Genomic DNA, 20,653 nt, shown 5'->3' on the forward strand with positions numbered 1-20,653 from the left:
GGCCCCGGAATTGGTGCTGGAATGCCGCCACCACTCAAGGCTCGATGGCGTGCTCGGGGAGGGCAACGTGGCGCATACCGCCATGTCTGGTAACGGAACGACCGCTGGTGACGATCCTCTCCAGATTGCGGTATGGCGGTTGCGCTCACGCGCCTGCTGGGCCGACGCGGCCGCCCTGCTCCCACCGGACAGCGCGGCAGCCGCGCTCCAGCGGGCCGGGCTGCTGGTCGAGCGGTGTCTGTACACCGAGCAGGGCTGGCAGGACGCCGAGGACGCGCTGCGCATTGCGGAGGCGCTGGCGGCGGGTGACGAGGAGCGCGGCGCGGCCGCCTGCGAACGCGGGCAACTCGCCTACGCGGCCACGCTGCACGGGGTGCGTGACCGGGCGGACGAGGCGCGGGCCGCGCTGGGGCGGGCGGCGGCGCTGATCCCTCCGGGGGTGGCGGCGCGGGCGCTGCTGGACTTCCGGCGGGGGCTGCTCGCCGAGAACCTGTCCCGTTCCCCGCAGGCGGCGCGCGCGGCCTACCGCCGGGCTCACGCGGGCGCCGCAGCGCACTCCGACGCGCTGCTGTTGTCCTTCACCTGGCGCCACCTCGCGGGCCTCGCCCTGCGGGACGGCGAACTGGCGGAGGCCCGGCACGGCTTCGCCGAATCGCTGCGGATCCGCGAGGAGTTGGGCTATCTCGTCGGCACGGCACCCGCGCTGGCCTCGCTGGCGGACGCGGAGACGGAACCGGAGGCGTCCCGCCTGCGCGAGGAGGCTCGCCGCCTGTACCGCCTCCTCGGCGGCGTCCCCACCTGGCTGTCCCACCAACTGACCCCACCTCCACCGGCCGCGACGGCGTAACGACGGGGCCGGTCGACGGGCGGCCGCACCGCCGGGACGGCAGGGCCGATCAGCGGGCAGTCGCGCGGCCGGGGCGGCGGGGTCCCTCGGCGGACGGCTGCGGGCCGATCAGCGGGCGGTCGCGGGCCGAACAGCGGGCGGCCGCGCCGCCGGTACCGCGGGGCCGATCCGCGGGCAGTCGCGCGGCCGGGGCGGCGGGGTCCCTCGGCGGACGGCTGCGGGCCGATCGGCGGGCGGCCGCGGGCCGATCAGCGGACGGTCTCGCCGCCGGGACGGCAGGGCCGAACAGCGGGCAGTCGCGCGGCCGGGGCGGCGGAGCCCCTCGGCGGACGGTCGCGGGCCGATCAGCGGACGGTCTCGCCGCCGGTACGGCAGGGCCGATCAGCGGACGGCCGCGATCCGAACAGCGGGCAGTCGCACGGCCGGGGCGGCGGAGCCCCTCGGCGGACGGTCGCGGGCCGATCAGCGGACGGTCTCGCCGCCGGTACCGCGGGGCCGATCAGCGGACGGCTGCGATCCGAACAGCGGGCAGTCGCACGGCCGGGGCGGCGGAGCCCCTCGGCGGACGGGCGCGGGCCGAACAGCGGACGGTCACGCCGCCGGTACCGCGGGGCCGATCAGCGGACGGCCGCGATCCGAACAGCGGGCAGTCGCACGGCCGGGGCGGCGGAGCCCCTCGGTGGGCAGGTGTGTCGCTGGGGCGGTGCGGGTGGGCTCGGGCGGTGCGTTGTCGGCGCCGGGTCGGGCTGTTCCCCCGGTACGGGCGGCGGGCGCGGGGTGCGACGCGGCTCGCCGTCGGGTCAGGATGCGCCCGCGAAGTGTTCGCGGACCAGAGATCGGACCACGTCCAGGTCCTGCGCGGCCAGCGCGTCCAGCAGCACCATGTGCTCCGCCGCGTCGGCCACCAGCTCCGCGCGCCGCTGCCGCGCCGGCCCCCCGACGAGCGGCCACTGCGCGCGGCGATGAAGGTCGTCGGTGATGCGCAGCAGCTGTTCGTTGCCCGCGAGGGACAGCACCGCGCGGTGGAAGGCACGGTCGGACTCGGCGTACGTGGCACGGCAGCCGGTCGACGCGGCCCGTACCGTCGCCTCGGCGACGGGACGCAGCTCGGCCCACCGGGCGGCCGGCACCGCGCGGGCGAGGCGCAGCATCACCGGGACCTCGATCAGCCCCCTGACCTCGGCGAGCTCGGCCAACTCGCGCGCGTCGCGCTGGATCACACGGAACCCGCGGTTGGGGACGACCTCGACGGCCCCCTCCAGCGCGAGCTGTTGCATGGCCTCCCGTACCGGCGTCGCCGAGACCCCGAATCGCTCGCCCAGCGCGGGCGCCGAGTACACCTCGCCCGGCGCCAGTTCGCCCGCCGCCAGCGCCGTGCGCAGCGCGTCGACGATCTGCCCCCGCACCGAGGACCGCTGGACGACGGGTCGCGGCCGGGGGATCGGCTGCTCGCTGTGGGTGTGCTCACCACGGGCCGCGCCGGCCGATGGTGCCTCCCATTCGCGGCCGCGGTCCGCGGCCCGCGGCTGCGCCGGCACCCGGGCCTGTCCGGGACGCAGCTCGGGGTTCCCCGTCCGGGCGGAGCCCTGCGCGCTCTGCTCCACGGGCCCTCCTCCGGGCTTGTCGGTACTTGGGGTCATTACGACGGGTTGTTACTCGTCCGTCAAGCACCTTAGGCGCAGAACCGCCCCGTTCAAATCCCGACCCCGCGGGGTAAGGTAACCCTTACCTCTAATCATCCGTAATCGACCGTGGATCGGTGGTCCCGCGATGCCCCTGCCCACGTCGGCCTTCACGGACGCGTACAGCCGCCTCACCGAGGTCTACGCGGATCTGGCCGTCACCGAGCTGGGCGCCGGGGAGCCCGCCCCCGAGGGCGACGGCTGGGTCCGCGCCGCCGGCCTCGCGGACGGCGGCGCGGAGCTGGAGGCCTTCCTCGCCTGGGACGACGCCCAGGTGGTGCGGGACTACGGACAGCGGGCCCGTCCGGACGTCGTGGCGAGCTTCGGACTGCACCGGTACGCGTGGCCGGTCTGTCTCCTGGTCACCGTCCCGTGGTTCCTGCACCGCCGGGTGCCGCGCCTGCCCGTGACGCATCTCTCGTACGACCGGGTCGCCGGCCGCGCGGCGGTCCGTGTCGACTCCTTCGCCTGCCTGCCGGGCGATCCCGCGGCGGCGCTGCCCGGTGCCCGGGTGGTCGCCGACGAGGAGGCCCTGCGCGCGGAGGTGCGCGCGGCGGTCGCCGAGCACATGGAGCCCGTGCTCGCCGGGTTCGGACCCCGCATGCGGCGGCGCGGGCGCGCGCTGTGGGGCATGGTGACCGACGAGGTCGTCGAGGGCCTCTGGTACATCGCCGAGCTGCTCGACGAGAAGCCGCGCGCGACGCGCGAGCTGGAGCGGCTGCTGCCGGGCGCGACCAAGCCGTACGTCGGCGCGGCCGCCTTCCGTGAGCTGACCGGTCCGGACGGCGAGCCGCTGCCCACCCGGGACCGGGCGAGCTGCTGCATGTTCTACACCCTGGACCCGGACGACACCTGCGCCACCTGCCCGCGCACCTGCGACGCGGACCGGGTGACCAAGCTGACGGCAGTCGCGGCGAGTTGATCGGGCCTCAGGGCCGGACGGGCGGAGCACGCCCTCGCGTGACGTAAGATCATCCGCGGACCCGGCTCCCCTACGGTTACAGGTAATTCACAACTTCCTCACTTGCCGCGGGAACTTTCCGTGGAACCACCCGTACGGGTAGTCTTATTCGAACTCAACTCCCGCCCCTCACGCGGCAGTTCGAGCAGAACGTCGCCCTGGGCATCCCCTTGCACTTCCTTGGCGGCCTCTTGCCCCGAAACCCCCTGAGGGCCGGTGGAATTGGGCCACTATGGCGGGCGTTACGCCCTATCCCAATGCAAGGGACCCCAGATGAGACTGACCGACATATCGCTGAACTGGCTGCTTCCCGGCGCCGTACTGCTCCTGGGCATGCTGGCGGCGGTTGCGGTGCTCGCGCGCGGTAAGCGCTCCTCGGGGAAGGACACGAGCGCGGACGACTCGTGGGAGCGCAGCGAAGAGCGCCGCAGGCGCAAGGAGGCCATATACGGCACGGCCTCCTACGTCCTTCTGTTCTGCTGTGCGGCCGTGGCCGCCGCGCTCTCCTTCCACGGCCTGGTGGGCTTCGGTGAGCAGAACCTCGGGCTCTCCGGCGGCTGGGAATACCTGGTGCCGTTCGGTCTGGACGGTGCGGCGATGTTCTGCTCCGTGCTCGCGGTCCGCGAGGCCAGCCACGGTGACGCGGCCCTCGGCTCCCGCATACTCGTGTGGACCTTCGCGGGTGCCGCGGCCTGGTTCAACTGGGTGCACGCGCCCCGGGGCATCGGCCACGACGGTGCGCCGCAGTTCTTCTCCGGCATGTCCCTGTCCGCCGCGGTCCTGTTCGACCGCGCGCTGAAGCAGACCCGCCGGGCCGCGCTGCGCGAACAGGGTCTGGTGCCGCGTCCGCTGCCGCAGATCCGCATCGTCCGCTGGCTGCGGGCCCCGCGCGAGACGTACAGCGCATGGTCGCTGATGCTGCTGGAGGGTGTGCGCAGCCTGGACGAGGCGGTCGACGAGGTACGCGATGACAAGCGCCAGAAGGAAGCGGCCCGGCTGCTGCGGCGTGACAAGGAGCGGGTGGAGCGCGCGCAGCTCAAGGCGATCAGCCGGGGCCACCGCGGGTTCGTCGGGCGGGGCGGCCGCCAGCTGGAGGCGCAGGCCCTGGAGCGGGGTCCCGAGCGCGCCGCCGCGGAGCCTGCCATATCGACACCGGAGCTGGAGCTGCCCGTGCGCTCACGTCCGTCCCTCCAGCCCGTCCGGACCGGTTCTGACCCGATCACCGTCGATCTGACCGCCGAGGACGACACCATGGCCCTGCCGCGGCTCGACTCCCTCGAGCGCAAACTCAAGGACCTGGAGCAGCAGTTCGGCTGAGCCGACGGCCCGGTAGCAAGCAGCACGGGAGGGGGGTACGGCTCCGGCGAGCCGCACCCCCCTCCCGTGCGTCATGACCACACGTGACACGTCACCAGGCCCGACCACACGGGCCGCGGCCAGCGGCCAGCGCGTCGCGCCACACGGCCCGCGCGTCGGGCTACGCCGGCCCCGCGCCGAGCTCGAACCACACCGCCTTGCCCACCCCGTGCGACCGCACGCCCCACGCGTCCGCGAGGGACTGCACCAGGATCAGCCCCCGGCCGTGCGTGCCGTCGCCGGTGTCCGGCGCCCGCAGCCGAGGCCTGCGGGCCACGAAGTCCCGCACCTCCACCCGGAGCCCGTCCGGACCCACGGTCGCGGTCAGCAGCGCCTCGTGGTCGGTGTGCACGAGCGCGTTGGTGACGAGCTCGCTGGCGAGCAGCTCCGCGATCTCCGACCGCCCCGGCTTCCCCCAGTGCCGCAGCAGTTCGCGCAGCGCCCTGCGGGTCTCGGGCACCGCCCTGAGATCGGCCCGCCCCAGTCTGCGCCGCAACTGCGACCGCGGCGCCCGCTGCCCGTCGGCCTCTTCCCCCACAGCCCCCGTGTCCGCCGAGGTGGCCCCGACCGCCACGGGACCGCTCCCTCGTGCCTGCCTCTTCATGACCCCCGCCCGTGTGCCGATGTCGGTTCCCCTCGAGCTCGAACACGTTCACGGGGATCCATGCCCCACGGGCACGGCGCCAGTCATGCCGGATCCCCGACGACCGGGTGTTCGGCCACGTACGCGGGCGCCCCGGGCAAATGCCGGGGCAGGTGTCCGCCCGGCCGTCCGGACGGGTAGGGGACATCCGACACTGCCGTCCGAGCCGCCGAGGAGAGCGCCGTGCACGACGACCGAACCCAGGTGGAGGCGCGCCTGGAGCGCGCCCTGCGACAGTTCGTGCGGCCCGCGCAGTACGGGCCCGGGCTGCCGCTGGTCCTGTCCGTGTGGCACGTGCCGGGAGAGCCGGTGCCGGTGGACCAGGCACTTCAGGCGGCCTACGAGCCCTTCACGGCCGGCACCCAGTGGGGAAAGCCCTGGTCGACGAGCTGGTTCCGGCTCACCGGGCAGGTCCCCGAGGAGTGGGCGGGCCGCCGGGTGGAGGCGGTCGTCGACCCCGGGTTCACCGGCGACGGGCCCGGCTTCCAGGCGGAGGGACTGCTCTACGACGCCGCCGGAGTGCCGCTGAAGGGAATTCACCCGCGCAACCGCCACCTCACCGTCGGCCACCCCGCGCGGGGCGGGGAGCCGGTCCATCTGCTCCTGGAGGCGGCGGCCAACCCGGCCGTACTGCACGGCTTCGAACCGACCCTCCTCGGAGACGTCCTGACCGCCGGGGATCGGCCCCTCTACCGATTCCGCGCTGCCGAACTCGCTGTACTGGACGAGCACGTGTGGCAGTTGGTCCTCGATATCGAGGTGCTGTCGGAGCTGATGCACGAGCTGCCGACGGACCGTCCGCGACGGCACGAGATCCTGCGTGCCCTGGAGGACATGCTGGACACGCTGGACTTGCACGACGTGCCCGGCACGGCGCCCGCCGCCCGCGCGGCCCTCACGGACGTGCTGTCCCGTCCGGCGTCGGCCAGCGCGCACCGCGTCTCGGCGACCGGACACGCCCACATCGACTCGGCGTGGCTGTGGCCCCTGCGGGAGACGGTCCGCAAGGCCTCCCGCACCTTCGCCAACGTCACCGCGCTCGCCGCCGACTACCCGGAGCTGGTCTTCTCCTGTTCGCAGGCCCAGCAGTACGCGTGGGTGAAGGAGCACCAGCCGCACATCTGGGAACGCATCAGGAAGGCGGTGCGCGACGGCAACTGGGCGCCGGTCGGCTCGATGTGGGTGGAGTCGGACGCCAACATGCCGGGCGGTGAGGCGCTGGCCCGGCAGATCGTCCACGGCAGCCGCTTCTTCGCCGAGGAGCTGGGCGTGCGGACCGAGGAGATCTGGCTGCCCGACTCCTTCGGCTACACCGCCGCCTTCCCGCAGCTCGCGAAGTTGGCCGGAATCCGCTGGTTCCTGACCCAGAAACTCAGCTGGAACCAGTCCAACCGCATGCCCCACCACTCGTTCTGGTGGGAGGGCATCGACGGCACACGCGTCTTCACCCACTTCCCGCCCGTCGACACGTACAACTCCCAGTTGCACGGCCGCGAACTCGCCCACGCGGAGCGCAACTTCGCCGACAAGGGCCGCGCGACCCGCTCCCTGGTCCCGTTCGGCTGGGGCGACGGCGGCGGCGGTCCCACCCGGGAGATGCTGGAGAAGGCGCGGCGCCTGCGCTCGCTGGAGGGCTCGCCACGGGTGGAGATCGACAGGCCCGCCGCCTTCTTCGCGGCGGCCGAGGAGGAGTACGGGCCGCAGGCGCCGGTGTGGTCGGGCGAGCTGTACCTCGAACTGCACCGGGCCACCCACACCACTCAGGCCAAGACCAAACAGGGCAACCGGCGCAGTGAACACGCCCTGCGCGAAGCGGAGTTGTGGTGCACGACGGCGGCGGTGCGCAGTCCGTCGTACGCCTACCCGCACGACGCGCTGGACCGGCTGTGGAAGACGGTGCTGCTGCACCAGTTCCACGACATCCTGCCGGGCTCGTCGATCGCGTGGGTGCACCGGGAGGCCCGGGAGACGTACGCGCGCGTGCTGGCGGAGCTGGCGGACCTCACCGCGGAGGCGGTGCGGGCGCTGGGGCCGGGCGAGCGGGCGGTGCTCAACGCCTCGCCGTACGAGCGGACCGAGGTGGTCGAGGACGGCGTCGTGACGGTGCCGGGGCTGGGGAGCACGGCGCTCCCGGCGCCGCCGGCGACCCGGCACGTCCGCGCCGAACGGGCGGGCGACACGGTCGTGCTGGAGAACGCGTGGCTGCGGGTCCGCGTCGACGCCGACGGGCTGATCGAGTCCGTACGGGACCTGCGGGCCGACCGGGAGGTGCTGTGCGGCCGGGGCAACCTCCTCCAGCTGCATCCCGACCACCCCAACGCCTGGGACGCCTGGGACATCGACCGGCACTACCGGCGCCGGCACACGGACCTGACGGACGCCGATGCGGTGGACCTGGTGGAGGACGGGCCGCTACGGGCGACCGTGCGGGTCACCCGGACGTTCGGCCGCTCCCGGATCACGCAGGAGATCCGCCTGACGGCCGCGAGCCGCCGCCTCGACATCGTCACGGACGTCGACTGGCAGGAGTCCGAGAAGGTCCTCAAGGCCGCGTTCCCGGTCGACGTGCACGCCGAACGGTCCGCCGCCGAGATCCAGTTCGGTCACGTCCAGCGTCCCACCCACGCCAACACATCCTGGGACGCGGCCCGTTTCGAGATCTGCGCCCACCGCTGGCTGCGGGTCGCGGAGGAGGGCTACGGCGTGGCGGTCCTCAACGACTCGACGTACGGCCACGACGTGACCCGCACCCTCTGACGCTGCTGCGTGCCCCGCACAGCCCCGACCCCGAGACCGACCTCGGCCCGCACCGCTTCACGTACGCGCTGCTGCCGGGGGCGGACATCGGGGACGCGGTCGCCGAGGGACTGGCGCTGAACCTGCCGCTGCGAGTGGCGCAGGCGCCGGTCGTGCGACCCCTGGTCCGCGTCGACCATCCCGCCGTGACCGTCGAGTCGGTGAAGAGGGCGGAGGACCGCGGCGGGGATGTGGTGGTACGGCTGTACGAGTCCCGGGGCGGGCGGGCGCGGGCCACGCTGACGCCCGGGTTCCCGGTGAGCCGCGCCGAGGTGACGGACCTGCTGGAACGGCCGCTGCACGAAAGCGACCTGACCTTCGAGCTACGGCCGTTCCAGATTCTCACGGTGCGGCTGCGGCCGGCGTAGGCGCCGCTACTTCCCGCCGACGCCCCGCTCGCCGATGTGGAAGATCTTGTGGCTGCCGCGGGTCATGTCGACGATCAGCGTGGTGGTGTCCTGGGAGTTCCACGTGAGGGTGACGACGGCCTCGGTGTGGTCGGCGGTGCCGTTGTCGGTGACCTTCCAGGCGAGCGGGACGTTCTGGGCGCGCAGGACGCCGTTCGCGTGCTCCTTCGCCTCCCAGGCCGCCAGCTCCTTCTGGAAGGCGGGGGTCAAGTAGTGCTTGCGGAGCGCGTCGGCCAGCGCGCCGCCGCCCTCGTCGGTCACGGCGTCGATGTAGGCGCCGTAGAAGTCGGCGATGCGGGTGATGTTGTCGGACGGCTTGCCGCTGACGCTGCGCGGAGCGCCGGCGGAGGCCTGGGCGGTGACGCCGAGGCCCAGGGCAAGGGCGAGACCGGTGGCGAGGGCCGTACGCCGACGGGTGATGCTCTTGCGGTTCATGTGTGTTCCCCGTTTTCGAGTCGAACTGTGGTCGTCGTCGTGTGGTCGTGCTGTGGGTGCGGGGCCGCCCTCCCGACCCCCGTGGCGAGAGGGCGGCCCGGGTCGTGCGGTCAGTTCAGCTTGTTGACGGCGGTGGTCGTCGTCTTCTTGAAGGCCTTCACCGGGGCGCCCGCGAAACCGCCCAGCTGACCCCAGTCGACGACCGTGACCGTGCGGCCGTCGCGGCCGGCCGAGAGCAGACGGATGTCGCTCGCGCCCCAGGAGGTCTCGGTGTGCAGGCCGTAGACGTGGGCGCCCTCCTCGACGGAGAGCTTTCCGTAGTCCCTCATCGTCACGTCGAGCTCCGGGTCGGCCGCCTCGACCCGTACCGGGCAGGACCGGATGTCCTTGTTCAGCGCCGAGACCAGGTGCTGGGCCGAACGGGTGTCGGGCAGCACCACGGTGATCTGGCGGGCTCCCGTGTCGAGGTCGGTCCGGAAGTCGCGGTGCCAGGCCCGCTGGTGACCGGGCAGGGCCCGGAGACAGGTGTCCCGGTCTGTGGCCTCCGGCACGCCGGCGGTGACCCTGCCCGCCGTCCAGGACGACGAGGGGTGCGGCGGCAGGTCCGCGGCCGAGAGGAAGCCGGGCGCCTTCGGCGCGGCGTGCGCCGGTGCGGCGAGCACGGCGGAGAGAGCGAGGCCTGCGGCGGCCAGCGCGCTGAGCGCGCCTTCTCGGGTGTGTCTGGGCATGGGTGTCCCCGTGAGTGAGTGCATGAGTGTGGAAGGTCGCCGCGACACCGGTTGGTCGGTCCGGCCCTGGTCGGTGCGACACCAAGAGCATCGGCGGTCCCGGCGACCCGGCGCAACAGCAGACACCCGATCGGCCACGGTGGAACCATCCCATCCCTTCTGACGTGCAGGTATATGGAGTGCCTGGGATGACGAGGACGGGGGCAGCGGTGACGGTGCAGGACGACGTCGCGGAGTTCGCGGCGCTGCTGCGGCAGCTGAAGGGGCGCACGGACCGGAGTTACGGCTCGCTGGCCCGCCGCCTGGACATGAACACCTCCACGCTGCACCGCTACTGCGCCGGGGAGGCGGTCCCGGTGGACTTCGCCCCCGTGGAACGGCTCGCGGTCTTCTGCGGAGCGTCACCCGGGGAACGGCTCGAACTGCACCGGCGATGGCTCGCGGCGGTGACGGCACGGCAGCGTGGCCGGACGGCGGAGGCTTCGGAGGCCGCGGAGTCTCGGGAGGGGACGGCGGATCGGGAGACGGAGCCCCGGCCCGCCGAGCACCCCCCGTCATCCGTGGAGAGCCACGCGGATGCCTCCGCGGCAGCGGCGCCCTCGGCGGAAGCGCCATCCTCAGCGGTGACGGCACCTTCATCGGAAGCTGCTCCGTCGGCAGGAGCGGCGTTCCCGGCGCAAGCGGCACCTCCGCAGGGAGCTTCCGCGCTGCGCCGCCCGAGGTTGCGCCGCCGTCGGCTCATGGTCTCCACCGCCGTCGCCTGCGCGCTGCTCGCCACCCTGGGCGGCCTGTCCGCCCTGTCGAACGACCGCTCCCCGTCGGCCGGCGCCGCCCACTCCTCCGGCGGACCCCGTACGACCCCGTCCCCGACCACCGCGCACAACTCCCCGTCGCCGCACGCCGGCTCCCCCTCCCCCGCACCCGGCCGTACGTCGACCTCCTCCGAGACGCCGGGCAGGAGCCCCACCGCGTCGGCATCCGCCCCGGGCTCGGGCTCGGGCTCGGCCCCGGGCGCCGCCGTGCCCCTCGCCTGGAGCGCCGACTCCCAGGTCTGGGCGCTCGAGTGCGGCCACGACTACGTCATCGACCGGCCCCCGGCGCAGGTTCCGCCGCCGCCGGCCGCGCAGGACGCCGGGACCTGGGCCGCGGCGCAGGGTGCGGTGCACGGCCGGGAGACCAACGTGCGGATCTCGGTGCAGGGCCGGTCCGCCACGGCCGTCGTCCTGGAGGCGCTGCGGGTGCGGGTCGTCGGCCGGGCCGCCCCCGCGCCGGGTACCGACTACGCCATGGACCAGGGCTGCGGCGGCTCGATCAGCCCCCGCTACTTCGCGGTCGACCTGGACAAGGACCGCCCCGTCGCCCACTCGGTACCCGGCGACGACATGGGCGCGCCGATCCCGGCCGTGAAGCTCCCCTACCGCGTGTCGGCGCAGGACCCCGAGGTGCTGCTGGTCACCGCGCGGACGGAGACCTGCGACTGCCGGTGGTACCTGGAGCTCGACTGGTCCTCGCAGGGCCGCACCGGCACGGTCCGCATCGACGACCACGGCCGCCCGTTCCGCACCAGCGGCATCGGCGGGCTGCCCCGGTACATGTACGACACCTCCGGGCGCGAGTGGACGCCGTACCGCTGAACCGGCCTTACGGCCGGGGCATGTTGCGCAGGTTGGAGCGGGCCATCTGGACCATCCGTCCGACACCGCCGTCCAGCACCATCTTCGACGCGGAGAGCGCGAAGCCGGTCACCATCTCGGCGCTGATCTTGGGCGGGATGGACAGGGCGTTGGGGTCGGTGACGACGTCGACGAGGGCCGGCCCCTTGTGCCGGAACGCGTCCTTCAGGGCACCGGCGAGCTGCTTGGGCTTCTCCACACGCACCCCGTGGGCGCCGCAGGCGCGGGCGACGGCGGCGAAGTCGGGGTTCTTGTTGGTGGTGCCGTACGAGGGCAGGCCTGCGACCAGCATCTCCAGCTCGACCATGCTGAGGGCGGAGTTGTTGAACAGGACGACCTTCACCGGGAGGTCGTACTGCACCAGGGTCAGGAAGTCGCCCATCAGCATGGCGAATCCGCCGTCGCCGGACATCGACACGACCTGCCGGCCGCGGTCGGTGAACTGCGCGCCGATCGCCATCGGCAGCGCGTTCGCCATCGAGCCGTGGGAGAAGGAACCGATCACACGGCGGCGGCCGTTGGGCGAGATGTAGCGGGCGGCCCAGACGTTGCACATGCCGGTGTCGACGGTGAAGACCGCGTCGTCGTCCGCCAGTTCGTCCAGTACGGAGGCGACGTACTCGGGGTGGATCGGGACGTGCTTCTCCACCTTGCGTGTGTACGCCTTGACGACGCCCTCCAGCGCGTCCGCGTGCTTCTTGAGCATGGTGTCGAGGAAGCGCCGGTTGTTCTTGGAGCGCACGCGCGGGGTGAGACAGCGCAGTGTCTCCTTCACATCGCCCCAGATCGCCAGGTCCAGCTTCGAACGCCGGCCGAGGTGTTCGGGCCGGACGTCGATCTGGGCGATCTGCACGTCGTCGGGCAGGAAGGCGTTGTACGGGAAGTCCGTGCCGAGCAGGATCAGCAGGTCGCACTCGTGGGTGGCCTCGTAGGCGGCGCCGTAGCCGAGCAGTCCGCTCATGCCGACGTCGTACGGGTTGTCGTACTGGATCCACTCCTTGCCGCGCAGCGCGTGCCCGACCGGGGACTTGATCTTCCCGGCGAACTCCATCACCTCGGCGTGCGCGCCCGCCGTGCCGCTGCCGCAGAACAGGGTGACCTTGTCGGCCCGGTCGATCATCTCGACCAGCCGGTCGATCTCGGCGTCGCCGGGCCTGACGGTGGGGCGGGAGGTGACGAGCGCGGTCTCGACGGTCTTCTCGGGCGCGGGCTGGTCGGCGATGTCGCCGGGGAGGGCGACGACGCTCACCCCGCCGAGGCCGATCGCGTGCTGGATGGCGGTCTGGAGCAGCCGGGGCATCTGCTTCGGGTTGGAGATCAGCTCGCTGTAGTGGCTGCACTCCCGGAACAGCTGGTCGGGGTGGGTCTCCTGGAAGTAGCCGAGACCGATCTCGCTGGACGGGATCTGCGAGGCGAGGGCCAGCACCGGGGCCATGGAACGGTGGGCGTCGTACAGCCCGTTGATGAGGTGCAGGTTGCCCGGTCCGCAGGAGCCGGCGCAGGCCGCCAGCTTCCCGGTGAGCTGGGCTTCGGCGCCGGCCGCGAAGGCCGCCGTCTCCTCGTGGCGTACATGGATCCAGTCGATGGCGGAGTTGCGGCGGACCGCGTCGACCACTGGGTTGAGGCTGTCCCCGACGACGCCGTAGAGGCGTTCGACCCCGGCGCGGGCGAGGATGTCCACGAACTGTTCGGCGACGTTCTGCTTGGCCATGGCTGTCAGGTGCCCTCCGGTCGGCGTCGAATGCCTCGTGCCCGACTTCCATGGAGACACAGCCGCTGCTCTCACGCCTCCCAGACGGCGGCCGCCGTACGGTCGTCCGCGTAACCCTTGACCCGGACCAGGGTGTCGGCGAGGAAGGCGGCGAGGCCGGGCGGCACCGGGCCCGACCACCGTCCGCCCAGGTATCCGGAGAGTTCGGGCTCGCCGCGCAGCGGCTCGGCGAGGCCGCCGGTGCACACCAGCAGCGTGTCACCCGGCCGGGCTACCGAGGCGCGGAAGCGGAAGGGTTCGCGGGGTGGTTCCGGGGCGGGTTCGTACGGGCTCGGAGGGGTCGGGATGCCCAGGTCCATGGTGAGCCGGTCGCCCTCGGGGGTCTCGGCGGGCAGCGAACCGAAGCCGACGACCGGTGCGCCCGAGGCGTCGGTGACCCGGGGTTCGATGTCCTGCCACTCGCCGTCCCGCAGCCGGAACAGGCCGCCCGCGCCGACGCCGAAGAAGACGCGCGTACGGCAGCCGGGGTCGGCGGGGAGCAGGAGACAGCGCAGGCCGGCCGCGTACTCGTCGGGCTCGATGCCCTGTTCGGCGGCGCTGGCGCGGAGCTTGCCGAGGCTGCGGTCGGTGAGGCGGTGCAGCCCGGACTTGAGGTCGCCGCGCCGGCCGGCCCGGATGTCCGCGGCGAGCCTGGCGTGGCTGAGGCCCACGGCCCGGCCGATCCACTGGCAGGCTTCGGCGGCCGCCCGGTGCGCGCCGGGTGTGGCGCGGGCGCCGGTCGCCATGGCCACCAGCACCAGTGCCGTCTCGCCGTGACCGAAGCGCGCGGTGAGCAGCGCGTCGCGGCGCGGCTCGCCCCGGAAGCGCGCCGAGTCTCCGCGCGCGGAGACCGCGCGCAGGGTGCAGACGCCGTAGCGGGCCCCGTCGAGCACGGTGTCCGCGACCAGGTCGTCGAGGTCGTCGGGGTCGGCGGGCGGCAGCGTGGTGGGCTCGGCGTCGTAGGTGGGCGGGCCGGAGCCGACGTGACCGACGGTGGGGAGGTCGAGGTGGGTGGCGGTGCGCACGCGCGGCACCACGGCACCTTCCGCGGCGGTGAGGGCGCCGTCGCCGGAACCGGTCTCCGGGACGGGTGCACCGACGGGCACGGCGGGGGCGGCCGTGGGGGCGGGCGGCACGGCGGGCGGGGTCGTGGGGACGGGCGGACCGGCCGGTGCGGCGGGGCCGGTCGTGGAGCTCGTACGGTCCCGGGGGGTCCGCTGCTCGAAGCCCGGCGGCATCGGGCCGGGCGGGAAGGGCACCGCGCCTTCGGCGGTGGGCGGAGATTCCCAGGAGGCGCGGGGGCGTGGCGGTGCACCGCGCTCGGCCGCGTCCTCGGGCGCCGTCTCGCCGTCGCCCAGCGTCCCCGCAGCCGAGGCGAACCGGTCGTCCAGGGAGTCGGCGGGCGCGGCCGCGGGGCCCGTGTCCTCGGTGGAGTCGTCGTACAGCTGCCTCCACCAGTCGTCCTCATGACCGGTGGGCCTTCCCCCCTGCTGGCTCATGCCCCTAATTGTCCACCGCGGGGGCCTGATGAAAACGGGGCATCAGGAAAATCCCGCACTGTCTCTCCGCGAGGACCGGCGTGTCGGACAGCGATGCGAACAGTGGGCGAGCGTGGATCGACTCTAAAATAGAACGCCAGTACGTGACGGTCGCCGGGCGGTTCCACCCCCCACGGGAGAACCGCCCGGCGACGTCCGGTGGCCCCGGGGCCGGTCCCCTGAGCGCTCGCGCGCGATCCCGGACCCGGGCCACGTTCGGGAAGGCCGCGTACGGGCACCTCGGCCCGCCCCGGCCGGAGTGTGCGCCACTTTCCTGAAGACCACCCTGTCCGATGATCTTCTTGCGCTGCCGTGGCGCCACCTTGGCAGAGTGACCGTTGGTACCGCGATGATGTGCCGAGGCGGGTTTCCGCCGTGGCCGGTTTCCGCCACTTGCCGGACCGCCGGTTCCTTCCTGCGGGAAGTGCTGGGGCGGGGTCCGGGAAGCCGTGCGAAAGCCCGGGAGCCCCGGAGAATCCGGAGAGCCCGGAGCCCGGAGAGCCCGGAGCCCGGAGAGCCCGGAGCCCGGAGAGCCCGGGGAGTCTCGCGCGAAGTCTTCGGGAGGGGACGAACACCTGATGCTGGGAGCGATAGGTCTCGACGAGACGCACGAGTCGGCGTACCGCGTGCTGGTGTCCGTGGGCGCCGCCGACGTGCCCGATCTGGCCCGACGGCTGACGCTCGGGGAACACGACACCGAGCGTGCCCTGCGCCGGCTGGAGCGGCACGGACTCGCGGCCCAGTCCTCGGCCCGGCCCGGACGCTGGGTCGCAGCCCCGCCCGGGGTGGCGCTCGGCGCGCTGCTCACCCAGCGGCGGCACGAACTGGAGAAGGCGGAACTCGCGGCGGCGCTGCTCGCCGAGGAGTACCGGGCGGCGGTGGCCGAACCCGCCGTGCACGACCTGGTCGAGGTGGTGACCGGCGCGGCCGCCGTCGCCCAGCGCTTCCTCCAGCTCCAGCTCGGGGCGAGCGAGGAGGTGTGCGCGCTGGTCACCGACCGCCCGGTCGCCGTGACCGGCATGGACAACGACGCCGAGGAGCAGGCGACCGACCGCGGGGTCCGCTACCGCGTGGTGCTCGAGCGGGCGGTGCTCGACCAGCCGCACGGCATCACCGAGCTGTCCGCCGCGCTGGGCCGCGACGAACAGGTTCGGGTCGTGGACAAGGTGCCGACGAAACTGGTGATCGCCGACGGCAGCCTCGCCCTGGTGCCGCTGACCGCGCGGGCCTCCGAACCCGCGGCGCTCGTCGTGCACGCCAGCGGACTGCTGGAGCTGCTGTCGGGCCTGTTCGAGTCGGTGTGGCGGCAGGCCCTGCCGCTGCGGCTCGGGGCGGGCGGGGTCACGGAGCGGGAGCCGGACGGCCCCGACGCCGCCGACCTGGAGATCCTCTCCCTGCTGCTGGCCGGGCTGACCGACGCGAGTGTCGCCAAACAGCTCGACCTGGGGCTGCGGACGGTCCAGCGCCGGGTGAAGCGGCTGATGGAGCTGACGGCGGCGACGACCCGGCTCCAGCTGGGCTGGCACGCGTACGCGCGAGGCTGGGTGGCACGCGACTGACCTGCGGTTCTCCTCGGACTCATGCAGGCTGGGCAGATGGCGGTGTGGGAGCTCCTGCTGGTCGGCCTCGTCATCCTGCTCGGCCTGTGCGGAGTGCTGGTGCCCGGGGTGCCGGGGTCGTGGCTGGTGTGGGCCGGGATCCTGTGGTGGACGCTGAAGGATCCGCAGCCGCTCGCCTGGGGCGTCCTGGTGGGGGCCACCGCTGCGCTGTCCCTCCTGCAGGTGGTGCGCTGCGCCCTGCCGCCCCGCCGGCTGCGCGAGAGCGGCGCCACCCCGCGCATGGCGGTGTACGCCGGGACCGGGGCTTTCGCCGGCTTCTTCCTGATCCCCGTGCTGGGCGCGGTGCCCGGCTTCCTGGGCGGCATCTATCTCTGCGAGCGGCTCCGTCTGGGGCGCTCCGGCGCGGCCCGGGCCGCCGTGCGCACGGCGATGCGGGCGGGCGGCTGGAGCGTCCTGGCGGAGCTGTTCACCTGCCTGCTGATCATGGGGGCGTGGCTGGGCGCGGTGCTGTGGGGGTAGGGCCCGCCCCTGGAGTACGGCCTACCCCTGGTGCAGCGCGCCTTCGAGGGTCAGCAGCCGCACCTTGCGTTCCAGGCCCGCCGCGTATCCCGTGAGCGAGCCGTCGGCCCCGATCACCCGGTGGCAGGGGCGGACGACGAGCAGCGGATTCGCGCCGATCGCGCCGCCCACCGCCCGCACGGCGGCCCGGGAGGCCCCGATCCGCGCCGCGATCTCGCCGTACGTGGTGGTCGCCCCGTAGGGCACTGTGTCGAGGGCGTCCCACACCTGCTCGCGGAAGGCCGTGCCCTCGGCGCGCAGCGGCAGCCGGAACTCCTTGAGGTCCCCGGCGAAGTAGGCGGCGAGCTGTGCCGCCGCCTCGCGGAAGGGCACGCCGTCCCGCCGGGCGACGTCCAGGTCGTCGAGGGTGCGTCCGCCCTTCTGGCCGGGCAGCGACAGCGAGGTCAGCACGCCGTCGGCGTCGGCGGTCAGCAGCAGCGGCCCGAGGGGGCTGTCGAGGCTGGTCCAGTAGGTCGGGCTGGTCATCGTTTCTCCCTTTCGTCCCGCTCCCCCGCTGCGCGCAGGTGGTGCAGTGCGTACGAGCGCCAGGGGCGCCAGGTGTCGGGGACGTCCACGCCGGGTGGCGCGACGTCCGGGTCGCCGAGGGCACGGGTGCGGATGACGGCGACGGTCCGGGCGTCCATGCCGGGCAGGGCGAGCAGCGCCTGCTGCGCGTCGTCGCGGTCGGCGCCCGCGTCCAGCCGTACGGTCCCGTCGGCGAGGGCGGCGGCGAGCGCGCCCAGGGGGCCGTCGCCGTCCCGCTCGGCCTCGGCGAGGGCGGCGGGTTCCGGGAAGAGGTGGGTGAGCGTGCCGCAGGGCGCGTCCAGCGCCTTGCCGCAGTCGCGCACGAGCGCCTCGGCCGCCGCCCGCCCCACCAGTACCCGTACCGCCAGCTCCGCCGGATCGGCGGTGCCCGGTGAGCGCAGCCCCGGGCGGGCGGCGACCAGCGGGGCGAGCCGCGGGTCGGCGCCGAGCCGCTCGTCGACGGCGTACGGGTCGGCGTCGAGGTCGAACAGCCGCCGCAGCCGTTGTACGGCGGTGGTGAGGTCGCGAGGGTCGGTGAGGTGCAGCCGGGCGTCGAGCCAGCCGCCGGCGTGGGCCACCGTCCTCCCCCGCTGCGTTCCCGTCCGCTCGTGGACGGCGACGATCCCGCTGCCGTGCGGAAGGCGCAGGGTGCGTCGGTAGGTACGGTCGCCGGGGGCGCCGCCTACCTCCTCGATGCCGGGCACGGCCTCGCGGTCGAGCAGGTCGAAGACGGGACCGGCCTGGTACGGCCCGCGGTGGGCGAGCCGCAGCGGGATCCCGGCGGCGGGCGTGGCCCTGGTCCGCGGTCCGCCCCGGGGCGCGGCGGCCCGCAGGTCGCTCGGCGTCGAGGCGTACACGGCCCGGACGGTGTCGTTGAACTGCCGCACGCTGGCGAACCCCGAGGCGAAGGCGATCTCGGTGACCGGCAGCTCGGTCGTCTGGAGCAGGACGCGCGCGGTGTGCGCCCGCTGCGCCCGGGCGAGGGCGACCGGCCCCGCGCCGAGCTCGGTGGTGAGCTGCCGCTGTACCTGCCGGGCGCTGTAGCCCAGCCGTGCGGCGAGCCCGCCGACGCCCTCCCGGTCGACCACGCCGTCGCCGATCAGGCGCATGGCCCGGCCCACGACGTCGGCCCGCACGTTCCACGCGGCCGAGCCCGGCACGGCGTCCGGCCGGCACCGCCGGCAGGCCCGGAACCCCGAGCCCTGCGCGGCGGCGGCCGTCGCGAAGAACCGCACGTTGCGCCGCCGAGGAGTGACGGCCGGGCAGCTCGGCCGGCAGTAGATGCCGGTCGTCTCGACGGCGAAGAAGAACTCGCCGTCGAAACGCGCGTCCCGACTGCGCACGGCCTCGTACCTGGTGTCCTCGTCCATCACAGGGTCCAGTGTGAGCGACGCCCGGGACACGCGGCTGGCGGAAATCGGACACGACACCCGTAACCGCCGACCCACGGACGTCCGCCCCCCGCCGGCCCGCCGCCCCACGGACGTCGTCCCCCGCCGGCCCGCGGGCACACCCAGCCTCGTCAGCTCCAGCTCCAGCCCCAGGCACGCGGGCGCACCCAGCCGTCAGTCCGGTCCGTCCGCGGGCATGCGTGCCGCCTGGGGCGGCACGGGTGGGCGCGGACCGCACCCGTCAGCGCCGGGCCGCGCGGCCCACCCGCCCCCAGCACCGTCAGCACTCGGCGCCGGGCCGCGCGGCCCACCACCCCGGCCGCCCTACCGCACCCGCCCCCGCTTCGCCTCCATCGCCGCCCGCCCCTCCGCACCCTTGCGCTTCCAGTCCTTGCGGATCTCCGCGCGGAGCCGGGCGTCGGTCTTGGCGACGATCCACTGGTTCTCGCGGACGAGCTTGCGGTAGCTCTCCAGTCGCCGTTCGGGCAGTTGCCCCGTCTCGGCGGCGGCCAGCACCGCGCACCCCGGCTCGCTCTCGTGTGCGCAGTCGTGGAACCGGCACGCACGCGCCAGCTCCTCGATCTCGGCGAAGACCTGCCCGACGCCGCTGCCGGCGTCCCACAGTCCGACCCCGCGCAGCCCCGGGGTGTCGATCAGTACGCCGCCGCCCGGCAGGGCGAGCAGGTTGCGCGTGGTCGTCGTGTGCCGGCCCTTCCCGTCGATGTCCCGTGTGGCCTGTACGTCCATCACGTCCTCCCCGAGCAGCGCGTTGGCGAGGGTCGACTTGCCCGCGCCGGACTGCCCGAGCAGCACGGACGTACCACCGGAGACGAGGGCGACGAGCACGTCGAGCCCGTCGCCGTCCAGGGCGCTGACGGTCAGCACCGGCACGCCGGGCGCCGTCGTCTCCACGTCCTGGACGAGGTACGACAGCCCCACCGCGTCCGGCACGAGGTCGGCCTTGGTGAGCACGACCACGGGCTGCGCCCCGGACTCCCAGGCCAGCGCGAGGAACCGCTCGATCCGGCCGAGGTCGAGTTCGACGCCCAGGGACACGGCGATGACGGCGTGGTCGACGTTGGCGGCGAGGATCTGCCCCTCGGACCGCTTGGAGGAGGTGGAGCGCACGAAGGCGGTACGGCGCGGCAGACACGTCCGTACGTAGCGCGGGTTGCCGACGGGTTCGAGGGCGACCCAGTCGCCGGTGCAGACGACCCGCAGCGGGTCGTGCGGGGTGACGAACGCGGTGTCCGCGCGCAGGACCCCGTCGGCGGTGACCACGTCGCACTGCCCGCGGTCGACCCGGATCACGCGTCCGGGCAGTAGCCCCTGGGAGCCGTGGGGGGCGAACTCGTCCGCCCATGCCTCGTCCCAGCCGTAGGGAGCGAGAGCGGTCAAAACAGAGGTGGAAGTCAAGGGAGACCCTTCACAGGGTGGCCCCGGCGGTCGCGCGCTCAGGCGCGAGAAAAGGTGAGTGTGTGTCAGCCGGTGGCCACGGAGGTGGACTTGATGAACTTCTGGTTGCGGGCAGCGCCCATCACAGAGACAGCCATCGGTCACACCTCCCGTTACTCACTCACTCGGTCGACAGCGGCGGCCACTGGCCGTCGCGGGACATGGGCAACCCTAGCCGCACGTCTCGGCCGAAGACCAACTCTTTTTCGCCGAAGCGCCCGCCGTGCGGCGGAACTCACGCTGCACGGCGGACGTCTTCCTGCGTGGACGAGCTCCGGGCCGCAGCCCGCCGTCTCGGCTCCGGCGAACGGCGATGACGTGCAGGGCCGAGCCGCAACCGGGACCGCGG

15 protein-coding genes and 1 pseudogene are annotated in these 20,653 nt (G+C 73.8%); 7 read left to right on the forward strand and 9 right to left on the reverse strand.

The window, feature by feature from the left end:
• The first annotated feature begins 67 nt into the window (after positions 1 to 67).
• Positions 68 to 847: a hypothetical protein gene (locus tag ACFV0T_RS02690; protein WP_385773644.1), complete on the forward strand. Its 780-nt coding sequence runs from the start codon at positions 68 to 70 to the stop codon at positions 845 to 847.
• A gap of 800 nt (positions 848 to 1,647) precedes the next feature.
• Here ACFV0T_RS02690 and ACFV0T_RS02695 read toward each other — a convergent pair.
• Positions 1,648 to 2,451, reverse strand: a complete 804-nt coding sequence (locus tag ACFV0T_RS02695) for a GntR family transcriptional regulator (RefSeq protein ID WP_385773646.1) — start codon at positions 2,449 to 2,451, stop codon at positions 1,648 to 1,650.
• Positions 2,452 to 2,617: 166 nt separating this feature from the next.
• Between ACFV0T_RS02695 and ACFV0T_RS02700 the strand changes: the two genes are divergently transcribed.
• Complete coding sequence (locus ACFV0T_RS02700; RefSeq protein WP_385773648.1) at positions 2,618 to 3,451, forward strand: (2Fe-2S)-binding protein; 834 nt, start codon at positions 2,618 to 2,620, stop codon at positions 3,449 to 3,451.
• A gap of 312 nt (positions 3,452 to 3,763) precedes the next feature.
• Positions 3,764 to 4,807 (forward strand): DUF2637 domain-containing protein, encoded by a 1,044-nt coding sequence (locus ACFV0T_RS02705; RefSeq protein WP_385773650.1) that lies wholly within the window; start codon positions 3,764 to 3,766, stop codon positions 4,805 to 4,807.
• Between the two features lie 160 nt (positions 4,808 to 4,967).
• Here ACFV0T_RS02705 and ACFV0T_RS02710 read toward each other — a convergent pair whose 3' ends face one another.
• Complete coding sequence (locus ACFV0T_RS02710) at positions 4,968 to 5,420, reverse strand: ATP-binding protein (RefSeq protein ID WP_385773652.1); 453 nt, start codon at positions 5,418 to 5,420, stop codon at positions 4,968 to 4,970.
• A gap of 252 nt (positions 5,421 to 5,672) precedes the next feature.
• On the opposite strand from ACFV0T_RS02710, the pseudogene ACFV0T_RS02715 reads away from it, so the two are divergent.
• Positions 5,673 to 8,653, forward strand: a pseudogene (locus ACFV0T_RS02715) (alpha-mannosidase).
• Between the two features lie 6 nt (positions 8,654 to 8,659).
• Here ACFV0T_RS02715 and ACFV0T_RS02720 read toward each other — a convergent pair.
• Together ACFV0T_RS02720 and ACFV0T_RS02725 are read right to left on the reverse strand one after the other, a co-directional pair.
• A complete protein-coding gene (locus ACFV0T_RS02720; protein ID WP_385773654.1) occupies positions 8,660 to 9,127 on the reverse strand; it encodes a hypothetical protein in 468 nt (155 codons plus the stop codon).
• Between the two features lie 110 nt (positions 9,128 to 9,237).
• Complete coding sequence (locus ACFV0T_RS02725; RefSeq protein ID WP_385773656.1) at positions 9,238 to 9,855, reverse strand: hypothetical protein; 618 nt, start codon at positions 9,853 to 9,855, stop codon at positions 9,238 to 9,240.
• A gap of 188 nt (positions 9,856 to 10,043) precedes the next feature.
• Between ACFV0T_RS02725 and ACFV0T_RS02730 the strand changes: the two genes are divergently transcribed.
• Positions 10,044 to 11,489 (forward strand): helix-turn-helix domain-containing protein, encoded by a 1,446-nt coding sequence (locus tag ACFV0T_RS02730; protein WP_385773658.1) that lies wholly within the window; start codon positions 10,044 to 10,046, stop codon positions 11,487 to 11,489.
• Between the two features lie 7 nt (positions 11,490 to 11,496).
• Here ACFV0T_RS02730 and ACFV0T_RS02735 read toward each other — a convergent pair whose 3' ends face one another.
• Complete coding sequence (locus ACFV0T_RS02735; RefSeq protein WP_385773660.1) at positions 11,497 to 13,239, reverse strand: pyruvate dehydrogenase; 1,743 nt, start codon at positions 13,237 to 13,239, stop codon at positions 11,497 to 11,499.
• Positions 13,240 to 13,310: 71 nt separating this feature from the next.
• Positions 13,311 to 14,777 carry a protein phosphatase 2C domain-containing protein gene (locus ACFV0T_RS02740; RefSeq protein ID WP_385773662.1) on the reverse strand — a complete coding sequence of 489 codons (1,467 nt, stop codon included), beginning with the start codon at positions 14,775 to 14,777 and terminating at the stop codon, positions 13,311 to 13,313.
• Positions 14,778 to 15,394: 617 nt separating this feature from the next.
• Between ACFV0T_RS02740 and ACFV0T_RS02745 the strand changes: the two genes are divergently transcribed.
• On the forward strand, positions 15,395 to 16,375 hold the full coding sequence (locus ACFV0T_RS02745) for a helix-turn-helix transcriptional regulator (RefSeq protein ID WP_385773664.1): 981 nt from the start codon (positions 15,395 to 15,397) through the stop codon (positions 16,373 to 16,375).
• Between the two features lie 36 nt (positions 16,376 to 16,411).
• Complete coding sequence (locus tag ACFV0T_RS02750; RefSeq protein WP_385773984.1) at positions 16,412 to 16,894, forward strand: DUF456 domain-containing protein; 483 nt, start codon at positions 16,412 to 16,414, stop codon at positions 16,892 to 16,894.
• Positions 16,895 to 16,915: 21 nt separating this feature from the next.
• On the opposite strand, the gene ACFV0T_RS02755 is transcribed toward ACFV0T_RS02750, so the two are convergent.
• From ACFV0T_RS02755 to rsgA, 3 genes are all read right to left on the reverse strand, one after another.
• The gene (locus ACFV0T_RS02755) at positions 16,916 to 17,419 is read right to left on the reverse strand and encodes a methylated-DNA--[protein]-cysteine S-methyltransferase (protein WP_385773666.1); all 504 of its coding nucleotides are present in this window, start codon (positions 17,417 to 17,419) and stop codon (positions 16,916 to 16,918) included.
• Positions 17,416 to 18,828, reverse strand: coding sequence for a bifunctional transcriptional activator/DNA repair enzyme AdaA (locus ACFV0T_RS02760; RefSeq protein ID WP_385773668.1), 1,413 nt, complete (start codon positions 18,826 to 18,828; stop codon positions 17,416 to 17,418). The genes ACFV0T_RS02755 and ACFV0T_RS02760 overlap by 4 nt, the downstream gene beginning before the upstream one ends.
• Positions 18,829 to 19,173: 345 nt before the next feature.
• Entirely contained in the window at positions 19,174 to 20,265 is a 1,092-nt protein-coding gene (gene rsgA / locus ACFV0T_RS02765) for a ribosome small subunit-dependent GTPase A (RefSeq protein ID WP_385773670.1), read from the reverse strand.
• Positions 20,266 to 20,653: the final 388 nt, after the last annotated feature.

The sequence above is a fragment of the Streptomyces sp. NPDC059582 genome, from assembly GCF_042735715.1.
Taxonomy (GTDB): Bacteria; Actinomycetota; Actinomycetes; order Streptomycetales; family Streptomycetaceae; genus Streptomyces.